The sequence below is a fragment of the Ruegeria sp. CDSA021 genome (assembly GCF_059612325.1).
In genome coordinates this window covers 237,385-260,246 of the sequence record NZ_JBXWQJ010000004.1, presented here as the reverse complement: position 1 = coordinate 260,246, position 22,862 = coordinate 237,385, and the positions used below count along the sequence as shown (strand labels likewise).

19 protein-coding genes are annotated in these 22,862 nt (G+C 57.1%); 12 read left to right on the top strand and 7 right to left on the bottom strand.

The genetic code is table 11. The annotated features are described in order from the left end of the window. Positions 1-129: 129 nt before the first annotated feature. From AC2FLD_RS07400 to AC2FLD_RS07375, 6 genes are all read right to left on the bottom strand, one after another. Positions 130-684: a thioredoxin family protein gene (locus AC2FLD_RS07400; protein WP_496668270.1), complete on the bottom strand. Its 555-nt coding sequence runs from the start codon at positions 682-684 to the stop codon at positions 130-132. Positions 685-803: 119 nt separating this feature from the next. Next, positions 804-2,063 carry a TRAP transporter large permease gene (locus AC2FLD_RS07395; protein WP_050603749.1) on the bottom strand — a complete coding sequence of 420 codons (1,260 nt, stop codon included), beginning with the start codon at positions 2,061-2,063 and terminating at the stop codon, positions 804-806. After that, positions 2,060-2,593 (bottom strand): TRAP transporter small permease, encoded by a 534-nt coding sequence (locus AC2FLD_RS07390; protein ID WP_496668268.1) that lies wholly within the window; start codon positions 2,591-2,593, stop codon positions 2,060-2,062. The genes AC2FLD_RS07395 and AC2FLD_RS07390 overlap by 4 nt, the downstream gene beginning before the upstream one ends. A 63-nt stretch (positions 2,594-2,656) precedes the next feature. Beyond that, positions 2,657-3,631: a TRAP transporter substrate-binding protein gene (locus tag AC2FLD_RS07385; protein WP_496668266.1), complete on the bottom strand. Its 975-nt coding sequence runs from the start codon at positions 3,629-3,631 to the stop codon at positions 2,657-2,659. Positions 3,632-3,654: 23 nt separating this feature from the next. After that, positions 3,655-4,197 carry a 3-hydroxyanthranilate 3,4-dioxygenase gene (locus tag AC2FLD_RS07380; RefSeq protein ID WP_050603752.1) on the bottom strand — a complete coding sequence of 181 codons (543 nt, stop codon included), beginning with the start codon at positions 4,195-4,197 and terminating at the stop codon, positions 3,655-3,657. 106 nt (positions 4,198-4,303) lie between these two features. Further along, positions 4,304-5,257: a dihydrodipicolinate synthase family protein gene (locus AC2FLD_RS07375; protein ID WP_496668264.1), complete on the bottom strand. Its 954-nt coding sequence runs from the start codon at positions 5,255-5,257 to the stop codon at positions 4,304-4,306. 147 nt (positions 5,258-5,404) lie between these two features. Here AC2FLD_RS07375 and AC2FLD_RS07370 point away from each other — a divergent pair, with 147 nt between their 5' ends. The 12 genes from AC2FLD_RS07370 to AC2FLD_RS07315 all read left to right on the top strand — a co-directional run bounded on the left by AC2FLD_RS07370 (position 5,405) and on the right by AC2FLD_RS07315 (position 21,662). Then, positions 5,405-6,178, top strand: coding sequence for an aspartate dehydrogenase (locus tag AC2FLD_RS07370; RefSeq protein WP_496668262.1), 774 nt, complete (start codon positions 5,405-5,407; stop codon positions 6,176-6,178). Between the two features lie 2 nt (positions 6,179-6,180). Continuing rightward, the gene (locus tag AC2FLD_RS07365) at positions 6,181-7,146 is read left to right on the top strand and encodes a LysR substrate-binding domain-containing protein (protein ID WP_496668260.1); all 966 of its coding nucleotides are present in this window, start codon (positions 6,181-6,183) and stop codon (positions 7,144-7,146) included. 81 nt (positions 7,147-7,227) lie between these two features. Continuing rightward, positions 7,228-8,658: an NAD-dependent succinate-semialdehyde dehydrogenase gene (locus tag AC2FLD_RS07360; protein WP_496668258.1), complete on the top strand. Its 1,431-nt coding sequence runs from the start codon at positions 7,228-7,230 to the stop codon at positions 8,656-8,658. A gap of 172 nt (positions 8,659-8,830) precedes the next feature. Beyond that, positions 8,831-11,011, top strand: coding sequence for a hybrid sensor histidine kinase/response regulator (locus tag AC2FLD_RS07355; RefSeq protein WP_496668256.1), 2,181 nt, complete (start codon positions 8,831-8,833; stop codon positions 11,009-11,011). Positions 11,012-11,146: 135 nt separating this feature from the next. Further along, the gene (locus AC2FLD_RS07350; protein WP_496668254.1) at positions 11,147-12,253 is read left to right on the top strand and encodes a cytochrome-c peroxidase; all 1,107 of its coding nucleotides are present in this window, start codon (positions 11,147-11,149) and stop codon (positions 12,251-12,253) included. Between the two features lie 11 nt (positions 12,254-12,264). Then, positions 12,265-13,452, top strand: a complete 1,188-nt coding sequence (locus tag AC2FLD_RS07345; RefSeq protein ID WP_496668252.1) for a cytochrome-c peroxidase — start codon at positions 12,265-12,267, stop codon at positions 13,450-13,452. 5 nt (positions 13,453-13,457) lie between these two features. Then, positions 13,458-14,027: an arsenate reductase (azurin) small subunit gene (locus tag AC2FLD_RS07340; protein WP_496668250.1), complete on the top strand. Its 570-nt coding sequence runs from the start codon at positions 13,458-13,460 to the stop codon at positions 14,025-14,027. A 14-nt stretch (positions 14,028-14,041) separates the two neighbouring features. After that, positions 14,042-16,723 (top strand): arsenate reductase (azurin) large subunit, encoded by a 2,682-nt coding sequence (locus AC2FLD_RS07335; protein ID WP_496668248.1) that lies wholly within the window; start codon positions 14,042-14,044, stop codon positions 16,721-16,723. A gap of 166 nt (positions 16,724-16,889) precedes the next feature. Beyond that, entirely contained in the window at positions 16,890-19,097 is a 2,208-nt protein-coding gene (locus AC2FLD_RS07330) for a HEAT repeat domain-containing protein (RefSeq protein WP_496668246.1), read from the top strand. 14 nt (positions 19,098-19,111) lie between these two features. Beyond that, entirely contained in the window at positions 19,112-19,597 is a 486-nt protein-coding gene (locus AC2FLD_RS07325) for a plastocyanin/azurin family copper-binding protein (RefSeq protein ID WP_496668244.1), read from the top strand. Beyond that, positions 19,590-20,834, top strand: a complete 1,245-nt coding sequence (locus tag AC2FLD_RS07320) for a molybdopterin molybdotransferase MoeA (protein WP_496668242.1) — start codon at positions 19,590-19,592, stop codon at positions 20,832-20,834. The genes AC2FLD_RS07325 and AC2FLD_RS07320 overlap by 8 nt, the downstream gene beginning before the upstream one ends. Before the next feature lie 93 nt (positions 20,835-20,927). Next, positions 20,928-21,662: a response regulator gene (locus AC2FLD_RS07315; RefSeq protein WP_496668240.1), complete on the top strand. Its 735-nt coding sequence runs from the start codon at positions 20,928-20,930 to the stop codon at positions 21,660-21,662. Between the two features lie 172 nt (positions 21,663-21,834). Here the strand turns inward: AC2FLD_RS07315 and AC2FLD_RS07310 are convergent, their stop codons facing one another. Then, complete coding sequence (locus tag AC2FLD_RS07310) at positions 21,835-22,728, bottom strand: LysR substrate-binding domain-containing protein (RefSeq protein WP_496668238.1); 894 nt, start codon at positions 22,726-22,728, stop codon at positions 21,835-21,837. Positions 22,729-22,862: the final 134 nt, after the last annotated feature.

Here is a 22,862-nt window from a genome sequence, read left to right as displayed (position 1 = left end):
CTTTTTTGTTTGATCCTCAAGTTCGGCCTTTGCGCCGCCAAGGACGTTTGGTCTTATCAAGAACGACAGGGCAGGGTGGGTCAAGAGTGCATTGGGACAAAACAACGTTCCACGTCTATCGCTCGGGTCCTACAAGCTCCCTCTGGTCCACTTGATAGAGCATCCCATCGAGGGTGTTTGATCTTGGGGGCCTTGCCCGGTTTCAGCGATCCGAAGCATCGCGTTGACAAGTTCTGGCTCGCGCTCGCCGGATTCGCCACGGAGCAGATTGTCCAGGCGTCCACGGTATTGCAGCAACCCGTCTGCATTCAGACCAAAGAAGTCGGGTGTACAGACCGCGTTATAAGCCTGCCCAACGGATTGATCCTCGTCGACAAGATAGGGGAAGTTGAACCCGTTCATTCGCGCGAACTCCAACATTCTAAGCGGTGCATCTTCTGCGTAGTCGCGATAATCGTTCGACATCACCGCCAAAACGCCAATGCCCTTTGACCTCAAAAGATCCGTGTCCCGCGCCAGCCGATCTGCAAGAGTTTTGACATACGGGCAATGGTTACAAATAAAGGCGATCAGCAGCCCGTTTTGCAGATGATCGGACATGGTGAAAGGTTGACCGCTGGGATCCTTCAGTGTGAAGTCCGGGGCCTTCCAGCCAAATTCGCAGATTGGTGTGTCCAGCAGCATGTTCTTCCTTGCGTCCGATAAGGGTGGTGATTGGATCAGTCTAGAGGTCAATCGCTTGGAAGTTTAGCGCAAGTTTTCCTCCGCCATGAGGGTGGGCGGTAAGCCCAATGGGATCACCCTCAGATCAGCAGCGTCGACAGGCTGGGGAAATAGCTGAGCAGAAGCAGAACCAAAGCCACCGCGACCAGGAAAGGCCAGAGCGATTTGAGGATTGCGCCTGGCGTGGTGCCGCTCATGGATGAGGCGATGTACAGACCGATCCCGACAGGTGGTGTCAGCAGGCCAAGCACAAGATTCAGGCAGGCTACGATTCCGAATTGATACGGGCTGATGTCGTAAGACCCGGTTGCAATGGGCAGCAGGATGGGTGTGATCAGGATAATAGCTGCAATGCCATCAATTACCATTCCCACGAGCAAGAGCGCCAGGTTCACGATCAGCAGAAACACAAAGGGGTTCGAGGTAACAGATGTGATCAGCCCGGCCAGATGCTGCGGTATCTCTTCGTAGATGATAACCCAGCCAAATACACTGGCGGCCGCGATCATGAACAGGATCATCGAGGCATTGGCAGCGGTGCGTTTGAACATCTCGGCCAGGTTTTGCGGTTTCAGATCGCCATAGACCAGCCAGCCCACAAGAAAGGCGATTAAGGACGCAATCGCGGCGGACTCGGTTGGAGTGGCGATCCCGAACAGGATGCCACCAATGATCGAAAGGGGGATCAACAGGGCAGGAACTGCGCTGATCAGGGACCGAATAGCCTCGGCCCGCGTCATCCAGCGGCCTTTGGGGAACTGCCGCTGCCACCCGATCAGGGTAATGACCAAAGCAAAAGCGCCAGCCAGAAGCAGGCCCGGCAAAATACCGGCAATGAACATGTCGCCGATGGGAATCTGGGCCAGAACCCCAAAGATCACAAACATCATTGAGGGCGGAATAACCGGGGCCAATAAGCCACCAGCGGCGGTGGTCGCGGCGGCGAAGCCTTTGTCATAGCCTTCTTCATCCATCGCCGGGACCATGGCGCGCGACATCACCGCGATTTGCGCAGTCGCAGAGCCGATGATCGCCGCCATGAACATGTTGGCCAGCAGGTTGATATAGGCCAGCCCACCGCGAAACCCGCCAACGAACACGCGCGCCAGCGCGACAAGGCGTCGGGTCATACCGCCTTCATTCATCAACTCTCCGGTCAGCATGAACAAGGGGATTGCCAGAAGCCCGTAGTTTTCCAACCCACCGAACATTTTCTGTGCGTAGCTGTCATAAAGAACCGTGTTGCCGCTTTCCCAGATGTACCAGATGGCTGTGATGGCCAGCACGATTGCCACCGGTACAGACAGAAACAGAGTAGCCAGAAAGACGATAGGACTCATGGCTGCGACCCCTTCGCCGGGGCGCTCAGCAGGTGCATCGTGGAATGCAAAGTTGCACCAAGTGCAAACAACCACATGACAAGCCAGAACAGGTATTTTTGCAGGCCTAGGGTTAGTGTCGGCTCAGCATAGATGAAGTTAAATGTCTTACCCTGAAAGGCCAAAGTGTCAAAACCGCTACGGGCGATTTCCAGCGGCAGGAACCAACGCCAGCAGAACCACAGCATCGCCAGGGAAAAGGCAAACACGAGGGTGTCCACAATCTTGCGGATCAGTCGTTTCGCGCGATCCGGCACATTGTCGGAGAGAATAGAGATCGAAACCGAACTGCGATGATGCAAAGCAGCGGACGCCCCGAGGAAAGTCATCCAGACCATGGCATAAATCGCCAGCTCATCGACCCAGAACAGAGCATTTCCCGCCGTACGCGTCACGACATTCAGCAAAATTAAAGCCGTTATGCAGACCGCCAGAAAGGCGGCGCACCACAATTCGACCCGCGCCAAGCCAGCCGACAGCCGATACAACATCGCTGTTCTCCCGTGAGAAAGGGCGCAGGATCGACCTGCGCCCTTTTCGTCATGCCGTTTTCGTTATTTTGTTTCTGCCGCAGTCTGCCGCAAAGCGTCAAGGGAAGAGGTCTTCTCGGACCAGATCCCGTTCCACTCTTCAATCGCGTCGCCAAAGAACGAGGCATCGACCTTCTTGTAAGCTTTTCCCGTGCCCTCGATCAGTTCCAACCATTTGGCATCGTTTTCAACATACGCGTCGATGGTGCTGTCGACATGCTTGGCCATCAGTTCAGCAATCATCGCCCGGTCTTCTTCCGACAAGCCAGCCCAGACTTTTGCCGAAACCAGCCCGACCATCGGGAACATCATGTGATCCGACTGCACGATTGTGTCGGCGTGCTCGTAATATTTCAGCACCCAGATCAGCTCGGCATCCATATCGATTGCATCAACCTGACCATTAGCCAGCGCATCATAGACCGCAGGCAAGGGCATCGGTGTAGGTGCTGCCCCAACCGCATTGTAGAAATCGAGGATCGGCGTGAAGGGCGTGATCCGAAGCTTCAGGCCAGACAGATCTTCTGCGGATGAAACATCTCCCCGACTGACGATCTGGCGCAACCCGGCCATCCCATAGCCCAGACCCACAACGCCAACTTGCCCTGGTAATGGCTCCAGCATGGATTTGGCGGTGTCAGACCGCAGGATGCGCCCCGCGTGCCCAATGTCATCCGCCAGATAGGGTGCATAAAACGCCCCCAGCTCAGGCGCACGGTTCGACACTTCGGCCACCGTCATGAAGGCCATGTCCAAAGCACCCGTCTGCAATTGCTGCAGCATCTCTGCTTCGTTCCCCAGCTGACGCGCCGGGAAAACCGAAACTAAATGCGCGCCACCACTGGCCTCGTTCAGCTCAGCCCCAAACGACTCGGCGGCTTTGGTCCAGATATGCGGCGGTGGCGTGATCAGGCCTAACCGGAACTCTTCAGCCTGAACTGCCACGGATGACATTGCCAGAACAGCCGCAGAGGCGGCGAATTTTACAAAGTGTTTCATGACTTCCCCTGTTTGATCTTGTTTTACAGTTTAACCCAGCCCTCGGGCGGTTCTTTGCCTGGATGCATCGCCTGACAGTTTGGGCAGGTGCGGTCTTTTTCCGAGGCATAGAACTTCTGATAAACCGGAGGCAGGTCATCAACGATGGACTTTAGCTGCATTTCCGCACGATGCACCAGTGATCCGCATTCGAAACAGTACCATTCGATGGCGTCCAACTCGCCCGTCTGGCGTTTGGGTTCGATCACAAGCCCAATCGAGCCTTCCTGTGGGCGTTGCGGCGAGTGGCGGACATGCGGTGGCAGCAGGAACACCTCACCTTCGCGGATTGGAACGTCGTAGAACTCCTCTCCGTCAAAGATTTTCAGCACCATGTCGCCTTCTAGCTGATAGAAAAATTCTTCCACAGGGTCGTCATGATAATCGGTTCGCTTGTTCGGCCCGCCAACAACCGTGACCATCAGATCGGCATCTTCCCAGACCTGACGATTGCCTACTGGCGGCTTGAGCAGATGGCGGTGTTCGTCGATCCAGGCCTTGAAGTTGAATGCTTTCAGTTTTGACATGTCCCACTCCCTACCGCCGAAAGTTTGGCGCGTTTTTCCATAACAGCAAAGAAATTATCAGCATCTAGCTATCAGATTTCTTTATAAAGCTCTACGCGCAGCCATTTCAGACGCGCAGGCCGCATTCGTCGAACGCTTTGTGAATGATCGTTTTTTCGGCTTCAGACAGTTCCAGCATCGGCGGGCGCACATGGCCACCAACCTGACCCAGCAATTCCTGCCAGTACTTTCCAAAGGCCGTAGGCTTACCCGCTGGACGCGCGCGTTTCATGGCATCCCGGACAGGATTGAGGCTGTCAAACACACGTCGCGCCTCATCCGCCTTTCCGGCAAACGCTAGGCGCGTGTATTCGTTCATCCGCTGATCGACCTTGCTTTGCAATTGATATGGTGGAGAGGAGCAAAGATAGAGCTTCCAGTCGAGTTCCAGGATATTATCCAGCCATTCAAACTCGGCCGAGGTTGAGACATGAATCTTGTCGCCTACCATGTGGGTCAGCTTCACATACATCTCGCGTGGGACCGAATATTTGATTGCAACGATATTCGGCAATTCCGCAATGCGCGCGCATTCTTCGGGCTGCATCAGATAGCCGCTGTCAGGATGGCTCCACATGGCGATGCCAATGTCTAGCTCATCGCAGAACCGCTTGTAGTATTGGTATAGAACCTCGCCTCGATCCTGCACGAAGCTAAGAACCGGTGCATGGACCACGATGTAATCCGCACCGCAATTCTGGGCATGATGCGCCAGCTCCAACGCCGTATTCATGTTCTGATCCGAGACCGAGACAATCACCCCGGCCTTGCCCGCGCATTCGTCGACGGCAATTTCGAAATTCCGCTTGCGCTCCTCAATGCTCATCGAAAAGAACTCGCCCTGTTTGCCGGCGACGAACAGGCCCTGAATGCCCAGATCGTCGATCCAATGGCGGATGTTGGCGCGCAGCCCGGTCTTATCCAGCGACAGATCTTCGTTGAACGGATTCAACGCTGCGGCCCAGATCCCCGTCATGTTTTCGCGGGCATAATTTTTTGCGTCGTCTTTTGTGTATTTCATTTTTTGCGCGGTCCCTGTGGCTCTGATCCAATGAAAAGCACATTGAGACGGTCGATCCAGCGCGATTTCAGGGAAATGGCTATCTGAAAAAATTATACCATCAACTTATCAATTCAGGTTTTTTCAACGCTGGTCTAGGGTTCAGGCATGAAAATCGCAGTCATTGGAACCGGCGCAATTGCGCAATATGTGCAGCGCGCACTGCCAGAACATGGGCATGAATTGGCGGCCATTGTGGTCAGGCCGCACCGCGTCGCTTCCAAAGTGCCCCTGTCAGTCGGTTCAATTGACGACCTGCCGACCGGGATCGACATGGTTCTTGATTGCGCAGGGCACGAGGCTTTGGCCGGTCTGGGGCCGGACATACTGGCAAATGGTATGGACATCATCAGCGTTTCAGTCGGCGCCCTGGCGGACCAGAAAATAGCGGATCGGTTGGAAAGCGCAGCGCGACAGGGTGGGGGACGTTTGCATCTGGCAAGCGGTGCCATCGGCGGGTTGGATTGCTTGAGCGCTGCTGCAGTCGGCCCGCTCAAGTCCGTTACCTACGTGGGGCGCAAACCACCTGCGGGGTGGAAGGGATCGCTTGCTGAACACAGTCTGGATCTCGACAAGATTAGTGACGCTGAAACCCATTTCCAGGGTTCTGCCCGAGAGGCGGCGCTGGCTTACCCAAAGAACGCCAACGTTGCGGCCGCTGTCGCTTTGGCGGGTGTGGGGTTTGACGACACTCAGGTTCGTCTGATCGCCGACCCGACGATTCACAAGAACATTCACGAGGTCGAGGCCGAAGGCGATTTTGGAACTTTTCAGTTTCGGATCAGCGGCACAGCCCTGCCCGACAATCCGCGCAGCTCGGCATTAGCCGCGATGAGCGTTCTGTCCAAACTGGACCAGCTTTGCAAACCGATTGTGCTTTAGCCATGGTTGGGCGTCACTCTCGCATCGTTGATCGTGCTTTGACGCGCATGAAACTGCGCCAACTGCGTCTGCTGGTTGCCGTGGGCGCGCATGGAAACATCCAGAATGCCGCGCGCGAGTTGGGTGTCTCTCAACCCGCTGCCACCAAGATGATTCAGGATCTTGAGCTGGACTTCGAAGTTAAACTGTTCACCCGCACCAATCGTGGAGTCGTACCAACCGTTTTTGGCGAGACCCTCATCCGTCATGGCAAACTGATCTTTGCGCAGGTGTCGAACGCGGCTCAGGAACTGGACGATCTGAACGAGGGCAACTCGGGTCGCGTCGTGGTGGGTACATTGCTTGCTGCGTCGACCAGCCTTCTGCCTGCAGCCATTGAACTGCTGTTGGAAGACCGCCCAAATGTGGCGGTCAAGATCAGTGAAGGCACCAATGAAGTGCTGATGCCTCGGCTGCTGTCAGGAGAGATCGACATGGTTGTGGGCCGTCTGCCCTCGCATCGGCACCGCGACAAGATCCGTCAGGAAAAACTGTTCGAGGATCGGATATTAGCCGTTGTTGGCCCTCAACATCCGCTGGCCTGTCGCAAGGACGTGACGTTTGCCCAAACCAAACCCTTTTGCTGGATTCTTCCTCCGCAAGAGACCACGTTGCGGCGTCAGGTCGATCATTTCTTTGTTGGCCAGCAGCAATATGTGCCGCCGGTCATGATCGAGTCTGTGTCTTATCTGACGAACCGCGCGTTGCTGCAATCGCGTGACCTGATTGGCCTTATGCCTGCCGAGGTCGTTGCACAGGACATCCAGCATGGGCACCTTGTCCAAGTCAATTGGAGCGTTCCCTTTGGTCAGGGACCGATCGGGGTGTCTTTCCGCGCTGACGATGATCTTTCGCCTGCCGGGCGGGCTTTCAAGACGGCATTGCACAAGGCGGCGCAGGATAAACAGGCCAGCTATTCGCCAAAGTGATACCCGTATTTGTTCAATTCACTTGATGTAATGCGAGGCGTCGCGCGATTTGAAAACAAGGCAAGAAGAGGTGTCAGCTTCATGTATCCAGAGCTCAAATTGTTCATAGATGGCACGTGGCGAAAGACCGACCGCGATATCCCGGTGATCAACCCGGCAACCGAAGAAGAGCTTGGGCGGTTGCCCTGCGCATCGATCAAAGACCTGGACGATGCGCTGGAAGCCGCTGTCAAAGGTTTCCGCGTCTGGAGCCGTACCTCTCCGCGTGAACGCGCGGATACGATCCTGCGCGCTGCAGCCTTGATGCGGGAACGGATAGACCAGATTGCGCATTCGATGACCCTGGAACATGGCAAACCCTTGAAGCAAGCCCGCCTTGAAGTGATCCGCGGGGCTGAGTTTTTTGAATGGGATGCGGGTGAGGCCATGCGGACCTATGGACGGATCATCCCGGCTGCTCAGGGTCACAAATTCGCGGTACATCACCAGCCTATCGGAGTTGTCGCCGCATTTTCGCCGTGGAACTTCCCCATGAGCCAACCGGCACGGAAAATCGCCGGTGCATTGGCTTCGGGTTGTTCGGTGATCCTTAAGGCTGCGGAGGAAACTCCAGCTGGGGCAATGCACATTGCAAAAGCGTTCGAAGATGCCGGATTGCCGCCGGGTGTCCTGAATTTGGTATTTGGGGAACCAGCCGAAATTTCCGGGTATCTGATTCCGCATGCCCCTGTGCGTCTGGTGGCCTTTACCGGGTCGACAAATGTTGGGCGGCATTTAACCACACTTGCGGCTCAGCATGACACGCGTGTGTTGATGGAACTGGGTGGGCACGCTCCGGTCATTGTCTGTGAAGACACGGATGTTCAGGCGGCGGCAATTTCTGGCGCCGTGCGCAAAATGCGCAATGCCGGGCAAGTGTGCACATCGCCAACCCGCTTCTTTGTGCACCAGAGCATCTTTGAGTCCTACGCCAAAGACTTTGTGCAACGGGCAGCGGCCACAGTTGTCGGCAACGGCTTGGATTCTGAGGTCGAGATGGGTCCGCTGGCCAATGATCGCCGGGTGCCTGCCCTGACCGAACTGGTCGAGGATGCACGGGCCAAAGGGGCGATTGTCGCTACGGGAGGCGCGCCCCTGGGCAACCGGGGCTATTTCTATCAGCCGACAGTCTTGTTGAACGTTCCTCAGATCGCGCGGATCATGCAGGAAGAACCATTTGGTCCCATTGCAGTCATCAACCCTGTGGCCTCGCTGGACGAGGCAATCGATCAGGCAAATTCCGTCCCTTACGGATTGGCAGGATATGCATTTACCAATAGGGCGGATTACATCGACCGTTTGGTCGATGAGGTTGAAGTAGGCAATCTGTCTGTCAACACGCTTGAAGCATCGATGCCGGAAACGCCTTTCGGGGGCGTGAAATCCAGCGGGTCGGGTCGTGAGGGCGGCACCGAAGGGCTTGAGAATTACATGACCGTCAAGAACGTCTGGCATTCGGCCCGGATCGTCTGAGGAGATCCGCAATCCGACTTCGGCGCGATTTGCCGCGCCATAGTCTCTTCGCAATATACGCCATGAGCGGGTACCAAGGGTAAAGCCACACGGCAAGGATCAGGTCGGAGGTATCATGGTCTTCAGGCAAAGCCATCCCGCGACGGCAGAGGGCACCCCTTCTGAGAAATCAATGGCTGCGCCGCTTGGTGTAGCATTCGCTATGGGTATCGCGCTGGTCTTCATCCTGTCGGTATTCCTGTACATGTCGCGGGAAACCACGGACCGGATCGGAGAAATGCGAAAGGTCTGGCAGGGCTATTCGGTCGAGACCACCCCGCGCGGCTATTGGATATCGGAAATCCGGGGATATTTCGGCTATGGCGGTTTAATCCACAACTTCAAGAACTACGTCCTGAGGCATGACGCGGAATACTCGCCGACCTTAAAAACCCAGTCGCAGAACCTTCTGGCAACGATCGAAACCTACCGGAACGCCGCGCCGTCGCCGACGGAACTGGATGCATTGCAGCGGATCGAGCGGGTGGCGCGGGAATACATCGGCAATATCCCCAAGATCGAAGCGGGCATAGCAGCAGGTCTGCGCGCGGAAGAGATTGATGCGCTGGTGCGGGTGGATGACAGCGACGCACTTGCGGCGCTTTCCACGCTCGAGACGCTTTGGATTACCGAGCGGGATCAAAGCTTGTCGGACATGGTTCAGGCGTTTTCGGAAGGGGAACAGCTGGTGCGCCGCTTCTCGGTTTTGCTGGTTGGCCTGATTTTCGTGGTTGGCGTGATTGCGATCCTGACCACATTGTTGATTTCAAACATTTTAGGTTCCAATCGTCGCTTGAAGGCTGAATTGGAACTGCGCGAGCAGGTGGAACTGGCCGAGCGCAAACTTGCGCGGGCCGTCGAACAAAGCCCAGCCTCGATCATCATCACGGACACCGAACTGAAAATAGAATACGCCAATCGCAAGTTCTTTGATCTCAGCGGATATGAGGCGGAAGAGGTCTATGGGCACACCCCCAGAATGCTGCAATCGGGGCATTCGGGGCAGGGGGTTTACGCTGATATTAGGCAGAAATTGCAACTTGGACAGAACTGGTACGGCGTGTTTCGGAATCTCAGTAAGGACGGCAGCCATTATTGGGTTTCAACTGCGATTTTCCCGCTGGTGGATCAGTACGGCGAGGTCACGCATTACATTGGGATCGGCGAAGATATCACCGAAACCCGGCGCACACATGAACAATTTGCCCAAGTGCAAAAAATGGAAGCTGTGGGGATTCTGGCAGGCTCGGTCGCGCACGACTTTAATAACGTATTGATGAGCATCATCGGCAATGCCGACCTGATCGAGCTGGATGCGGACGGGAACGACGACATCCAGACCTCGGTCAATCATATCCGTATCGCGGCCCGCCGCGCGCAAGCGTTGGTGCGCAAGATGCTGACCTTCGCCCGTCAAAGGCCACGCAACCCGCGTCGCGGCGACATGGTCAAAGCCACGCAGGAAGCGTTGGATCTGATCCGGGTATCTGCCCCGCCCAGCGTCCAGACGCGCTTTGATACAGAGGTCGAAACAGCCTTTTCCGACTTTGACGGCACGCTGTTCTTTCAGACACTCTTGAACCTGTGTCACAACGCGTTTGAAGCCATGGGAGATCAGCCGGGTGAGGTTGTGTTGCGTATCGGCTTGGCCGACAAGGACGCACTTGACGATTTGCCGGACGGGGCCATCGGCGTGATCCGTCTGGACGTCAGTGATACTGGCCCCGGTATTGCCCAGGACCTGCGTCAGCAGGTGTTCCAACCCTTCTTTTCAACCAAACCTGTTGGCAAAGGCACCGGTTTGGGTCTGACCATCGTGCATAACAGCGTCGAGGAATGTCGTGGCCGTGTCGCGCTGCAATCGGAACCGGGTCAGGGCACCTGTTTCAGCCTGTTCTATCCGCTGATGCCCGCACTCAGCCCGGAAGATCAGGCCGAGGTCGAGGCTGTGGCCGGGGACGAACATGTCCTTTTGGTGGATGATGACGAGAACATCCTTTACGTGACCCGGCGGCTGCTGACGCGATACGGTTACAGGGTCGAGGCGTATTCCAATCCGCTGAAAGCGCGCGAGGCGTTTTGTGAAAGCCCCGAAAGCTTTGACATCCTGATCAGCGACCTGATGATGCCCGGTTTGCGGGGCACGGACCTGATCGAGTCTGTGCGTTCGATCCGGTCGGATTTGCCCGTAATTCTGATCAGCAGCTATTTCGACGACGCCGAGGTGCCAGTGACCGGACCTTCTCCCATCATGGTTCAAAAACCGTTGGAGGTTCAGTCACTTGCCCGGATCATACGGTCTCAGATGACCTGAGCTTGTAACATAATTTAACATCTCTTCTTAAAACTTAACACTGGTCAAATCCTCACGAAACAACTGCCCTATAGGATTCGCCATACCGATCCACGGTCACCCGGAGAGATCGGATTAGCGAAAAGGGGCTTTTAGATGATGACCAAAGCCAGAACATGGTTCTCGGCGCTATCGACAGTTTCGCTGCTGACGATGGGCGCTGCGTTCCCGGTTCACCAGGCCCAGGCGGAAGAGCCGGGACCGGTAGAAGCGATAGAGTTCGATCCCGCCAAGGCGGCCCTTGGCAAACGTTTGTTTTTTGATCCGCGACTGTCCGGCGACACCGAGTTGTCCTGCGCCAGTTGCCACCAGCCGGAAAACGGCTTTACTGATGGACAGGCCTTGTCGGACGCCTATGCCGGTAGCTTGCATTTCCGCAACGTGCCCACGCTGATCAACAGCGCCAAGCGTGCGGCGTGGTTTCATGACGGGCGCATTGGCACCAACCTCAACGATGTTACACGCGAAAGCATCACCGAGACGTATTCCATGAACATGGACATGCGCCTGATGCAGGAACGTATCAAGCAGGACCCGGTCTATGTCGAGATGTTCGAAGCCGCCGGATTCGGCGAGCCCTCGAACGGCGGCGTGCGAAACGCGATCCCGGAATATCTGAAAACGCTGATCTCGCGCGGGGCACCCTTCGACACTGGCGAGATGTCGGATGAGGCCAAAGCGGGCTATGAGCTATTCAATGCCAGCGGGTGTAATTCCTGCCACTCGGGTGAGCGGTTCACGGATGACTTGCCGCATAATATCGGTGTCGGCGACAACCCCGAAATCTGGGCGACCCCGGAACGTCACATCACCTTCGTGACCATGATGAAATTTCTCGGTGTCGAAAACTACATGAACCTGCGCGCCGATCCCGGGGCGTATATCCGCAACCACACCGCCGATACGTTCGGAACGTTCATGACCCCTACGTTGCGCGAGCTGACCTTTACTGCGCCGTATATGCACAACGGTACGCTGGAAGCGCTTGAAGATGTGGTGGCCTTCTACAATGCCGGTGGTGGTGACGATGAAAACAAGGATCCGCGCATCAAGCCGCTGAACCTGAACGAGACCGAGCAAGCGCAATTGGTGGCTTTCCTTAAGGCGCTGTCCGGCGATCCGCTGAACGGCCCCGAATTCGTCGCCGAGGAGGTCGATACCTTCTACGAGCCGATCGAAAACTGGCAAGACGCGACAAACTGAGGAGTGGACCCATGAAAGACCTTTCGTCTTATCTCAAAGGCACAATCGCCACCGCTGCCCTGTTTGCCGTTCTTGGCTCGCAGGCCGCTGCGGAAACCAGTATGGAGATTGAGGCCGGTATCGGCGGGTCAGATCCCGATCCTGATGCGCCACTGGTGGCTCTGGGCGAGCCTCCAATTCCGCTGGACAACCCGCAAACCGAAGCCAAGATTGAGCTTGGCAAGATGCTGTTCTTCGATCCGCGTCTGGGTGGCAACCCATCGACGCCTTGTTCCGCCTGCCACCTGCCGGATGTCGGCTGGGACGTCGAGGCCCCGATCTCGTTCGGCTATCCCGGTACGACCCACTGGCGCAACAGCCAGACCATCGTGAATTCAGCCTATTACGGCAAACTGTTCTGGGCGGGCTCATCCAAGAGCCTTGAAAGCCAGGCCAAATCCGCTGCGGGCGGTGCAGTTGCCGGGAACGGCGAGGCCGACATGATGGAAGCCCGTCTGGCCTTCGTTCCCGAATATGTCGAACGGTTCAACGACGTCTTTGGGGATCATTGGCCGCGCATCGGCAACGCATGGCGGGCTATTGCAGCGTTTGAACGGACCATCGTTCAGACCGACACGCCCTTCGACAACTATCTGCGCGGGGACGATGCGGCACTGACCGAGGAACAGAAACGCGGGCTGGAGTTGTTCACCGGCAAGGCGCAGTGTTCCGAATGCCACAACGGTGCGTTGCTGTCGGATGAGAAATACTACAACACCGGCGTGCCCGCCTATGACGGTTGGCAGGATGATGGTCTGGCGCAAGTTACCTTCCGGTACGAACTTTATGCCAAAGGCTCGACCGAAGAGATGTATCGCCACACCAAGGACGACCCCGGTTTCTATTTCCGCACCAAGGAAAAGGCCGACAAGGGCAAGTTCCGCACGCCAAGCCTGCGCTACACCCTTTATACCGAACCCTACATGCACAACGGCATGCTGGAGACGCTTGAGGATGTGGTCGAATTCTACAACCAAGGCGGCGGCGAGAACGAATTCTCAGCGAATAAATCCCAGCTGATCCAACCCCTTGGTCTGAATGATCAAGAAAAGACGGATCTGGTGGCCTTCCTGAAATCCCTGTCCGGCGAGGAACTTCTGATCGAAGAACCCGACCTGCCGGATTATCAGCCGCTTCCCGCGGTTGCAGCAGAGGAGTAAGCGTCATGACTGATCATAACGCAACCGGATGCAGTTGTTCGGGTGAAGCCCAGAAAGCCTGCACCGTGAACCGCCGCCAATTCCTGTTCGCCTCGGGCGCCACAACCTTTGCCGTGATGGTGGCCATGCCCACCCGCCACGGTCAGGCCGAACAGGTTCCTGCCCTTGTGTCCACCTATCCGCGCAAACTGATCGGCAAACTCTCTGAGTTGGAACAGGATGTTCCGGTCGAATTCTACTACCCGGATGAGGGCGATTATTCGGACTCGATTCTGGTCAAGACCGGCGTGGAAAGTGGGGGTGGCATCGGCCCGCAAAAGGACGTGGTGGCGTTCAACCTGACGTGTACGCATCAGGGCGGATCGCTTTACGACACGTACAAGGGGGAACATAAGGTGCTGGGCCCATGCCCGCTGCACCTGTCGACCTACGACGTGACTCGGCACGGCATTCTGGTCTCCGGTCAGGCGTATCAGTCGCTGCCGCAAGTCCTTCTGGAACTCGATGGTGACGATATCTACGCCGTCGGCATGTTTGGCCTGATCTACGGCCGCTACGACAACCTCATTGCATAAAGGGAAACGGAATCATGGCAACCCCGTATTACGTACCCGAAACCAACGTCCCGCTGCCGCCCAAGGGCGCCGAGGTCATCTCGACCGCCTGCGACTATTGCATCGTGGCCTGTGGTTACAAAGTCTACCGCTGGCCCGTGACGGCCAAATCCGGTGGGCCCGGCGCGGATGAAAACGCCTTTGGCGAGGATTTCCCTGTCGCACCGCTGGGCGCATGGGTGGCCCCGAACCAGCACAATATCGTGCTGCACAAAGGCCAGCCGCACCACGTCGTGATTATCCCCGACAAGGACAACAAAACTGTCAACACCGACGGCGACAGCTCCTTGCGGGGCGGGTGTATCGCGCAGAAATGCTATAACCCGCAGACGCCCACACGCGACCGTCTGAAAACGCCGCTGATGCGGATTTATGGCACCTTGATGCCGGTTCCGTGGGATCTGGCGCTGGATGTGGCGGCTGAGGTGGGCAACCATGTCATCGCCAAACATGGCACCAATGCCTATGGCGTAAAGACCTTTAGCTATCAGTATATCGAGAACACCTATGCGATCTCGAAATACGCGCTGCGCCATATCAACACCGCCAACTTCACCTTCCACGACACACCGTCCGATGTGACCTCGACCCCCGGTTTCCGGGATGCGGGCTTTGATAATTTCGGCCCCTCCTATGAGGACTGGCGTGACGCGGAAACCCTTCTGGTTTGCGGCACCGACCCGTATGAGACCAAGACCATCCTCTATACTCAATGGATGATGAAGGGGATGCAGAACGGTCAGAAGGAAATCTATCTGATCCCGCGCCGCTCTGCCGGTGTGGCCCATGCGGAAAAGATGGGTGGTCTGCATATCGACGTTTTGCCCGGTACTGACCTTCTGGTCGTTAACGCCATTGCCCGCGTCATTGTGGAAAATGGCTGGGAAGACAGCGACTGGATCAAGAAGTGGGTCAACAACAAGTGGGAAAGCTCTTCTGGCTTTGGCCAGGGCACCCGGAATACGCCATGGCAGTGGCGCACGACCTGGGGCAAGTTCCAGACCAAGGGTTTCGAGGACTGGAAAGAGTGGCTGCTGGCGCAGGACGAATTCGCGCCTGAGGCTGCTGCGGCCACAGCCGAGATCGACGTGCAGAAGATCTATACGGCTGCTGAATGGCTTGCCAAACCCAAGGATGACGGCACGCGCCCGAAAACTTCGATCATGATCGAAAAAGGGTTTTATTGGTCCAACAACACCGGCAACACGCAGGCGATCTCGGCTTTGGGTATCATCTGCGGCTGTGGTGGGCGTCCGGGCCAGGTCATTGGCCGGGCCGGTGGCCACCAACGGGGCGGCGTCAAGGGCGGGAAATACCCGCGCAACAAATCGCCCGAGAAGCTGCCGGGTCGCCGTCGTCGCGCCATGGATACCGACCGGTATCTGATCGCGGGACATACCCGTATGGCCCACGTGATCGGCACCACCTGGATTCAGTCCATGTGTGGATCGCAGCAGTTGGCCGACAAGTTTGAGGAACTGACCGTCCGCAACCCGCACCAGATCGCCTCTTTCGACAAACAAGAGATGATCGACACGCTAAAGGCCCGCGCCGACAGCGGCGGCATGGTGGTGATCAATCAGGACATCTACCTGCAAGACCCGATCGGCAACCGTTACGCCGACATTGTGTTCCCAGCCGCAACCTGGGGCGAAGAGGACTTCCTGCGGGCCAACGGTGAACGCCGCCTGCGCCTGTACCAGAAGTTCTATGATGCGCCCGGTTCGGCGAAACCGGATTGGTGGATCATCGCCCAACTCGCCACGCGGATGGGCTTTGACGGGTTCGATTGGCAGAACTCGAATGAGGTCGCGGAGGAGGCCGTGCGCTTTACCCGCGGGTCGCGCAAGGATTTCCACGCGGTCCATCGTCTGGCCAAGGCCGAAGGCAAAACCCTGCATGCCAAGGTCCGTGAATTCGGCACCGACGGTGTGCAGTGCCCGGTCATGCTGGATGCTGACGGAGTCACGCTGATTGAGACCAAGCGCTTGCACGACACAACCCGCAAACTGCCCGATACTGGTGCTGCTGGCGCGGATGTGTTCAACAAGAAGCTGACGCATTTCAACAGCCAGACCGGCAAGTGTAACATCCAGAAATCGCCTTGGGGTCTGTTCTCGGACTATTGGGAATGGCTCAGCCCGAACAAGGACGAAGGCGAGCTTTGGGCCACATCTGGACGGATCAACGAACGCTGGCAGTCCGGTTTCGACGATCGTCGCCGCCCATATATCGTGCAGCGCTGGCCGGAAAATTGGGTCGAAATTCACCCCGACGATGCGGCCGAACGCGGCATCGAAAGCGGCGACTATGTGATGGTCTATTCGGAACGCGTTCCGGGCAACAAACACACGCTGCTGGGTGTGGAAGGTGATGACTTCCAGTTCTCGAAACTAATGGAGAACGGGCATATCGAGCTGACCAAAGCGGCGATCACCGCCGTGGCGATGGTTACGCCTGCCATCAAGAAAAGCGTGGTTTACATGGACTTCCTGCACATGCAGCAGCCCGCCAACGCGCTTGAGGGCCGGATCGTCGACTGGATCAGTGGCAACTACAACTACAAGATGGGCGTTGCCAAGGTTCGCAAGCTTGGGCCGAGCCCCTACAAGACTTCGTTCCGCACGATGTCCTTCGCGCCGCGCGACATCGCCTGATGACAACTTTCCGAGGGGCGGACGCCATGCCGCCCCTCGGGACGGGCCCCACTGCAGAAGGGGCTCTGAACCGGTCCCCCGGTTCACATGGAAGGCAGGTATCGGTTGGGAAATCTGCCTTCCACTTTCACCCAACCCGCCCAACCACAAACATGGCAGATCCGATATGAACACCCATTCCGATACTTCCCTGCGTGACGAGGCCACCAGCCTGTTTTCCGAATACGCAAAATCCGACTTTGACGTGATCCGCTTGCGCGCCGTTCAGGCCCTGACCGCAATTGGTGCGGGAGACAATTCGGCACTGGTTGAGGCACTGCTGGACGACGATGAAGACGTCCGACAGGACGCCGCGCAGGCGCTTGGTGTTTTGGGTGTAAAAGAGGCCGCGCCGCAGTTGCTTGAAAACCTGATCCACGATCCCTGTGGCGAGGTGAAACTTGCCTGCGTGACCTCATTGGCCGCGTTGAAAGCCGAGGATGCCACCCCCTATCTGCGCACTCTCGTGACCGGTCGCGGGGATGAGATGACGTGGGACGAGGACGAGTTGCATCAGGACGAGTGGGATGACTGGCTCGACACTCAGATTGCCGCAATCAAAGCGCTGGGTCAGATGGGTGACGCTGCGGCGATTGAGCCCATCGTCATAGCCCTGGTGGACGAAGACGGGCAAGAGTTGGGCGATGTGGCCTGCGAAGCTTTGGGCTGGATCGGGGAACCCTCGGTCCCGACATTGGGCGTATTCACCCAATCTTCGAACCGTCGTCTGCGGCACCGTGCGCTTCGGACGCTGGCCACGATTGGCGGGGCCGAGGCCGAAGCGATTTTGCGCAAGGCTCTTTCCGACAAGGAGGGTGAAGTTCGTCTGATCGCCTATGAGGCGCTGATGCCGAACGACCCCGCACTTGTCGAGCGGGCGCTGAACGACGCGGTGGAAGAGATCCGCATAGCAGCTCTGGGGCAGTCCGGTCTTTCGGAGCCCGAGCTTTTGGATCGGATGATGCGCGACCCCGGGGCGAAAGTCCAACTGGCTCTGATCGAGCGGCTGAACCGCGGCCAGCCCATCGAGGATCAGGACGACTTGCGCTGGCAGGTACTGGACTTCCTTGCGACCGGTCAACAGCCCGAAGTGTCTGCTCAAGCACTTGGCCTGTTGGCCGCCTTGGCCCCCGAGCTTGTGTCCGACCGCTTGAACGCTGTGTTCTCGATCAACGCCGACGACCTCAAGGGTGAGCGCCTGCAATGGGCTATTGTCGACGCTCTTGCCTCCTCGCCTTTGCGCGAAGCGACTGAGTGGTTGCAGCGTGCCTGTCGCTCACCCTTCCGGTCGGTTCGGCTCAAGGCTATGGCGTCGCTGGCAATGATTGTCACCGATACAGATCGCCCGCATGTGAACCAGCAGCAGGGCCGGGAGCTGCTTTTGTCTTTTGCGCTGGCTCCGATGCCATTGGCCGTCGACGTCGAACAAAAAGAAGAGGCAATACAAACGGATTTCGCCGCTCTGGAAGAGGCGGGCCTGGATGTGTCCGAAGGGGGCGAGAATGGCCCGACCTCCAGCCTTGGGGCTATTCTTGGTCATGACGCCATCGCTGCCGAGATGACGCAAGAGGCCGAAGAGGACGATGTTCAACCCTTAACCCCGCGCGAACAGGCACTGTTGGCCAAGGCAACCCGTCACCCAAAACGCCGCCGTGTCGCGCTGGATGACGATGCCGAAGCGCTGGAACGTGAAACGCGTATGTCAGCCATCCGGTTGCTGGGTGAAGTGCGGGGAATGCAGATTATGCTGGCCCAGATCGCCAAAGACCCCGAAGCGGATATTGCTGCACAGGCTGTTTCCGCTTTGTCCGTGTCGCTGGCCCGCCACGGGTCCGAGTTGAGCGATGACCAATTGATTGATCTGATCGCTTCAGGTGTGTCGCATACCGATTCAAATCTTGCGCTTCAGGCTCTTAAGCTATTGCAAACTACCGATCTGCCGCCACAGGACGCTTTGCGTGGCAAGTTGCGCTTGATGGTGAAAACCGGGGATACCGCATTCCGGATCGACGCCATGCAGATCCTGACCCAATGGGATGGAAAGCCAAACGTTGCGCGCAGCCTGCTGGATGACATCTCAGCCCCGGTGCGGCAGGCCGCAATGCGCCTGCTGTCGAGCGTCGCCCCCGATCAGGCCGCAGCAGCCATCGTGCCCTTCCTGTTGGACAATCCCGAGCAGCGAATCGTGACCTATGTCAATGACAGTACCTCTGCGGTGGTGTCCATTGGGCGCGAACTGCTGGTTGGATTGCGCGACGAGAACCGCCGTGCGCAATGGCCGGTGATGATCAGCGCATTGGCTGACCTGTTGGGGGAACCATCTCGGGCGGCTTAAACCCGGAGGGACAGATGAGGATTTCGCTGAAATTGAGTGCAGCGTTTCTTGTGGGGACGATGATTGTTGCCCCCGCAGTACAGGCCGAGGACTTACCCGAAGTCGCTGTGGTGTATCAGATTATCGACCTCAATGCTGACACTCCGGCACATGCCTTCCGTTTTGAGCCGAAATTCCTGCAGGTTCCCGCCGGGGCCACGGTGCGTTTCAAAGGCTCAACCGGGCGGCATACAGTTACAGCAATTCCACGGATGATCCCCGTCGGCGCGCGTGTATTCGAAATTCGTGGCAAGCCCGAGCTGGACCTGACCTTCGAGAAAGAAGGCGTCTACGGTATACGCTGTCGCGTTCATGGCCGCCACGGCATGGTGATGCTGCTGGTGGTTGGCGATCCAAATTCGAATTTGGAAGAGGCCAGGGCCTATTTGCCCAAGCTGGGCGAGGTAGAACAGGCCGGTTTCGAAGAACTGTTTGCATATATGGAGGCCCAAAATGGCTGATGGATGCGCCTGTGACCGCCACGCTCATATGTATCTGACTGTGGATGACGCTCTGCGGCGCGGCCTGTCAATTGCTGCTCCACTTACCGACCGCGAGACTTTGCAGCTGTCGCAGGCAATAGGTCGGGTATTGGCAGAGGATTGTACCAGCAAGGTCGAAATGCCCGCCTTCGACAATTCGGCGATGGACGGCTACGCGGTACGGACAATTGATTTGAACGACGGCCCGCTGTTCGAACTCCCTGTGGCCGGTCGCATCGCGGCGGGGGACGGCGCTGAGCATGATGCACCTGCCGGAAGTGCGCTGCGGATATTTACCGGCGCGCCGGTTCCCACGGACTTCGATGCGGTTGTGATGCAGGAAGACTGCGACGTCACCCTTGACGGAATTCGGTTCAGCCGTCGCCCTAAAGCTGGTCAGCATATTCGCCGGGCAGGCGAAGATCTGCGCGCAGGTGCTCCGATCCTGCGGCGTGGATGCGAGATCGGGCCGCGAGAGGTCGCAGCGCTAGCCTCGGCCGGGTATGGTGAGGTCGCAGTCTACCGCAAGCTGAAGGTCACAATTTTTTCCACTGGTAGCGAGTTGCGCCAACCGGGCGAGGCTTTGGGTCCAGGGCAGATCTATAACTCCAACCGTTACATGCTGCTTGCATTGTTGCAGAAGCCGTGGATTGAGTTGACTGACAGCGGCCCGGTCAAGGATGATCCGGACGTTTTGGAACAGGTTCTGCGCGAAGCGTGTGAAAGCTCGGATCTGATCGTTACGACCGGTGGTGTATCCGTTGGTGATGAAGACCACATGCCACGCCTGTTTGCCGAGATCGGTGGCCAGACGGACGTTATGAAAGTTGCAATGAAACCGGGCAAACCCATCATGTTCGGACGCTATGGGCGCGCACTTTATGTCGGGCTGCCGGGCAACCCTGTGTCGGCCTATGTGACCTGGCAGATCATCGGGTCGCAAATGATGGCGCGTCGCGCCGGATTGCATTACAATCCGCAGGTAACAGTCCAGGCGGTTCTGGCAGAACCTTTGCGTCGCCGTGCCGGCCGCCAGGAATACCGCCCGGTTCAGATCGAGGGCACGACCCCGGATGGTCGCCCGAAGTTGCGGCTGATGGCTCCGTCTTACAGCGGCCGTGTGGCTCTTCTGGCTCAGGCGGAAGGGCTGGCGATCATTCCGGCCGAGGTTGAAGAACTGCCTGAAGGTCACGTTCTGGGCCTGCTGCCAGTCTGAATGCCACAGCATGACCGTCGTGCGCGCTTGCCAGTTTCAAGCGCGCTCGGATACAAAACTGATGAGCCAGTTCATTCTGCCCGCAAGAGATTGATGACAGCCAAAGATCATATCCTTGTCGTTGATGACGACCCGCAAATCACTTCCTTCCTGCAACGCTATCTTGAAAAGCAGGAATGTGACGTGACCTGTGTGGCGGATGGAAACGCCATGGATGTTGTCCTGGAAACGGCGAACGTAGACTTGATCCTGCTGGATATCGGGTTGCCTGGTCGTAACGGATTTGACATCACGCGCGAATTGCGGATGCAGTCGAATATTCCGATCATCGTGCTCTCAGGCCGGGATGAGATCTTTGACCGGGTTGTCGGCCTGGAGTTCGGAGCCGATGATTACATCACCAAACCCTTTGAGGCGCGTGAGGTTCTGGCGCGCATCCGAACTGTGCTGCGCCGAAGCCGGGCAGAGGACGCAGCGACTGCCGCAAACGGATCCGAAGCCACGCAGATTGTGTTTGGCGATTGGGTGCTAAACCCACATGAGCGAACGTTGACAGCCAAGAGCAGTGGACAGCAAACGCCCCTGACTACAACTGAATTTGACGTTCTGCACGCTTTTGCCACCAACCCGCATATCGTGTTTTCCCGCGATCAATTGCTGGACAAGGCGCGCGGCCGTGAAACCGTGGTTGGGGACCGGACCATCGACGTGCATGTCTTGCGCCTGCGCAAGAAAATCGAACCCGACCCGAGTGAGCCGACTTTTATCAAAACCATTCACGGTATTGGATACTGTTTTGCGGCAAACGTGCGTAAGAGCGACGGCTAAGGCGTTCAGGACAGCCGGTTAGACGACTTTCATACCCGGCTTTATCTGCGAGGCAATTCGGAAGGAACGCGGCGCAAATTGTGGTTTCAGGAACAAGGTCCTCTGACACTGGCGGAGACGGTTCCCCGTTGGTGTGTGCCCGAAGCCGGTTGTGGTCGGGCTCAATCCAGCGTTATTCCAATGAAGACTGGGCTTCGGGCAGTTCGGCAAGCAACCATGTCTTGAGGGCCCGCGCCCCATCCGAGAGTTGATCATCAGGGCGACCGACAAGAAAAAAGTTCTCAGGGGCGGGAAGAGTGAACGCGTCAAGTGCTGCAAGCTTGCCCGAGGACAGCATAGGCCGAACAAGGCGTTTCCATCCCAGCGCCAGGCCCGCACCCTTGCGCGCCATCTGCAGGGCTAGTGCATAGCTGTTGACGCGCGACTGCACGGGGATATCGCCCTGAAATCCAAGGTCGCGAAACCACGACGTCCAGTTTGTCCAGCTGTTGTCTTGGGCTTCAAGGTTGATCAGACGACATTCTGCAAGATCATTGAGGCTGGCCCCTTTTAGATCTCGCGCCATCTCGGGACTGCAAACGGGAGTCAGAGTGTCACGGTACAGTTTTGTGTAGGTGAGGCTCGCGCTCGCCTGCTGGCCATAGCGAATGAAAAAGTCTATGTCCGGCCGATCCGTGAGTGGTTGGTCCTGAGCTAATTGGTTCACTTTGATATGCGGATACTCTTGCCAGAACCGGATGACGGACGGCGACAACCACAATGCCGCGACCGCGGTTGTTGACCCGACCGTTACCTGATTTTCAGAGTCACCATTGCGGATCTTCTCCAGAACGGCCGAGATCCGCCTGAAAGACGACCCGAGCACCTCCAGCAGATCATGGCCGTCTTCGGTCAAGTCCACACTTCGGTGCTTTCGGACAAAAAGATCTGCGCCCAAATCGCATTCAAGTGCTTTGATCTGGTGGCTGATGGCTCCTGGTGTCACCGACAATTCAACCGCAGCCTGCTTAAAGCTCAGATGTCGCGCGGCAACTTCAAACGCCGATAATGATGTGAGTGGAGGCAAGTTATATTGTCTTCGTGACATGAATTCCAACAAGCTATTCTAGATTTGGATTTATTTATATTCACGAGAAGTGCGAGGGTTTTCAATCAAATTCCGTTTTTGCAGGCTCGACCCGTGTCACGTGTGATGAATCA

Coding starts and splice junctions, on each gene's coding strand:
- AC2FLD_RS07400 (WP_496668270.1), bottom strand. CDS start 684: ATGCTGCTGGACACACCAATCTGCGAATTTGGCTGGAAGGCCCCGGAC.
- AC2FLD_RS07395 (WP_050603749.1), bottom strand. CDS start 2,063: ATGAGTCCTATCGTCTTTCTGGCTACTCTGTTTCTGTCTGTACCGGTG.
- AC2FLD_RS07390 (WP_496668268.1), bottom strand. CDS start 2,593: ATGTTGTATCGGCTGTCGGCTGGCTTGGCGCGGGTCGAATTGTGGTGC.
- AC2FLD_RS07385 (WP_496668266.1), bottom strand. CDS start 3,631: ATGAAACACTTTGTAAAATTCGCCGCCTCTGCGGCTGTTCTGGCAATG.
- AC2FLD_RS07380 (WP_050603752.1), bottom strand. CDS start 4,197: ATGTCAAAACTGAAAGCATTCAACTTCAAGGCCTGGATCGACGAACAC.
- AC2FLD_RS07375 (WP_496668264.1), bottom strand. CDS start 5,257: ATGAAATACACAAAAGACGACGCAAAAAATTATGCCCGCGAAAACATG.
- AC2FLD_RS07370 (WP_496668262.1), top strand. CDS start 5,405: ATGAAAATCGCAGTCATTGGAACCGGCGCAATTGCGCAATATGTGCAG.
- AC2FLD_RS07365 (WP_496668260.1), top strand. CDS start 6,181: ATGGTTGGGCGTCACTCTCGCATCGTTGATCGTGCTTTGACGCGCATG.
- AC2FLD_RS07360 (WP_496668258.1), top strand. CDS start 7,228: ATGTATCCAGAGCTCAAATTGTTCATAGATGGCACGTGGCGAAAGACC.
- AC2FLD_RS07355 (WP_496668256.1), top strand. CDS start 8,831: ATGGCTGCGCCGCTTGGTGTAGCATTCGCTATGGGTATCGCGCTGGTC.
- AC2FLD_RS07350 (WP_496668254.1), top strand. CDS start 11,147: ATGATGACCAAAGCCAGAACATGGTTCTCGGCGCTATCGACAGTTTCG.
- AC2FLD_RS07345 (WP_496668252.1), top strand. CDS start 12,265: ATGAAAGACCTTTCGTCTTATCTCAAAGGCACAATCGCCACCGCTGCC.
- AC2FLD_RS07340 (WP_496668250.1), top strand. CDS start 13,458: ATGACTGATCATAACGCAACCGGATGCAGTTGTTCGGGTGAAGCCCAG.
- AC2FLD_RS07335 (WP_496668248.1), top strand. CDS start 14,042: ATGGCAACCCCGTATTACGTACCCGAAACCAACGTCCCGCTGCCGCCC.
- AC2FLD_RS07330 (WP_496668246.1), top strand. CDS start 16,890: ATGAACACCCATTCCGATACTTCCCTGCGTGACGAGGCCACCAGCCTG.
- AC2FLD_RS07325 (WP_496668244.1), top strand. CDS start 19,112: ATGAGGATTTCGCTGAAATTGAGTGCAGCGTTTCTTGTGGGGACGATG.
- AC2FLD_RS07320 (WP_496668242.1), top strand. CDS start 19,590: ATGGCTGATGGATGCGCCTGTGACCGCCACGCTCATATGTATCTGACT.
- AC2FLD_RS07315 (WP_496668240.1), top strand. CDS start 20,928: ATGACAGCCAAAGATCATATCCTTGTCGTTGATGACGACCCGCAAATC.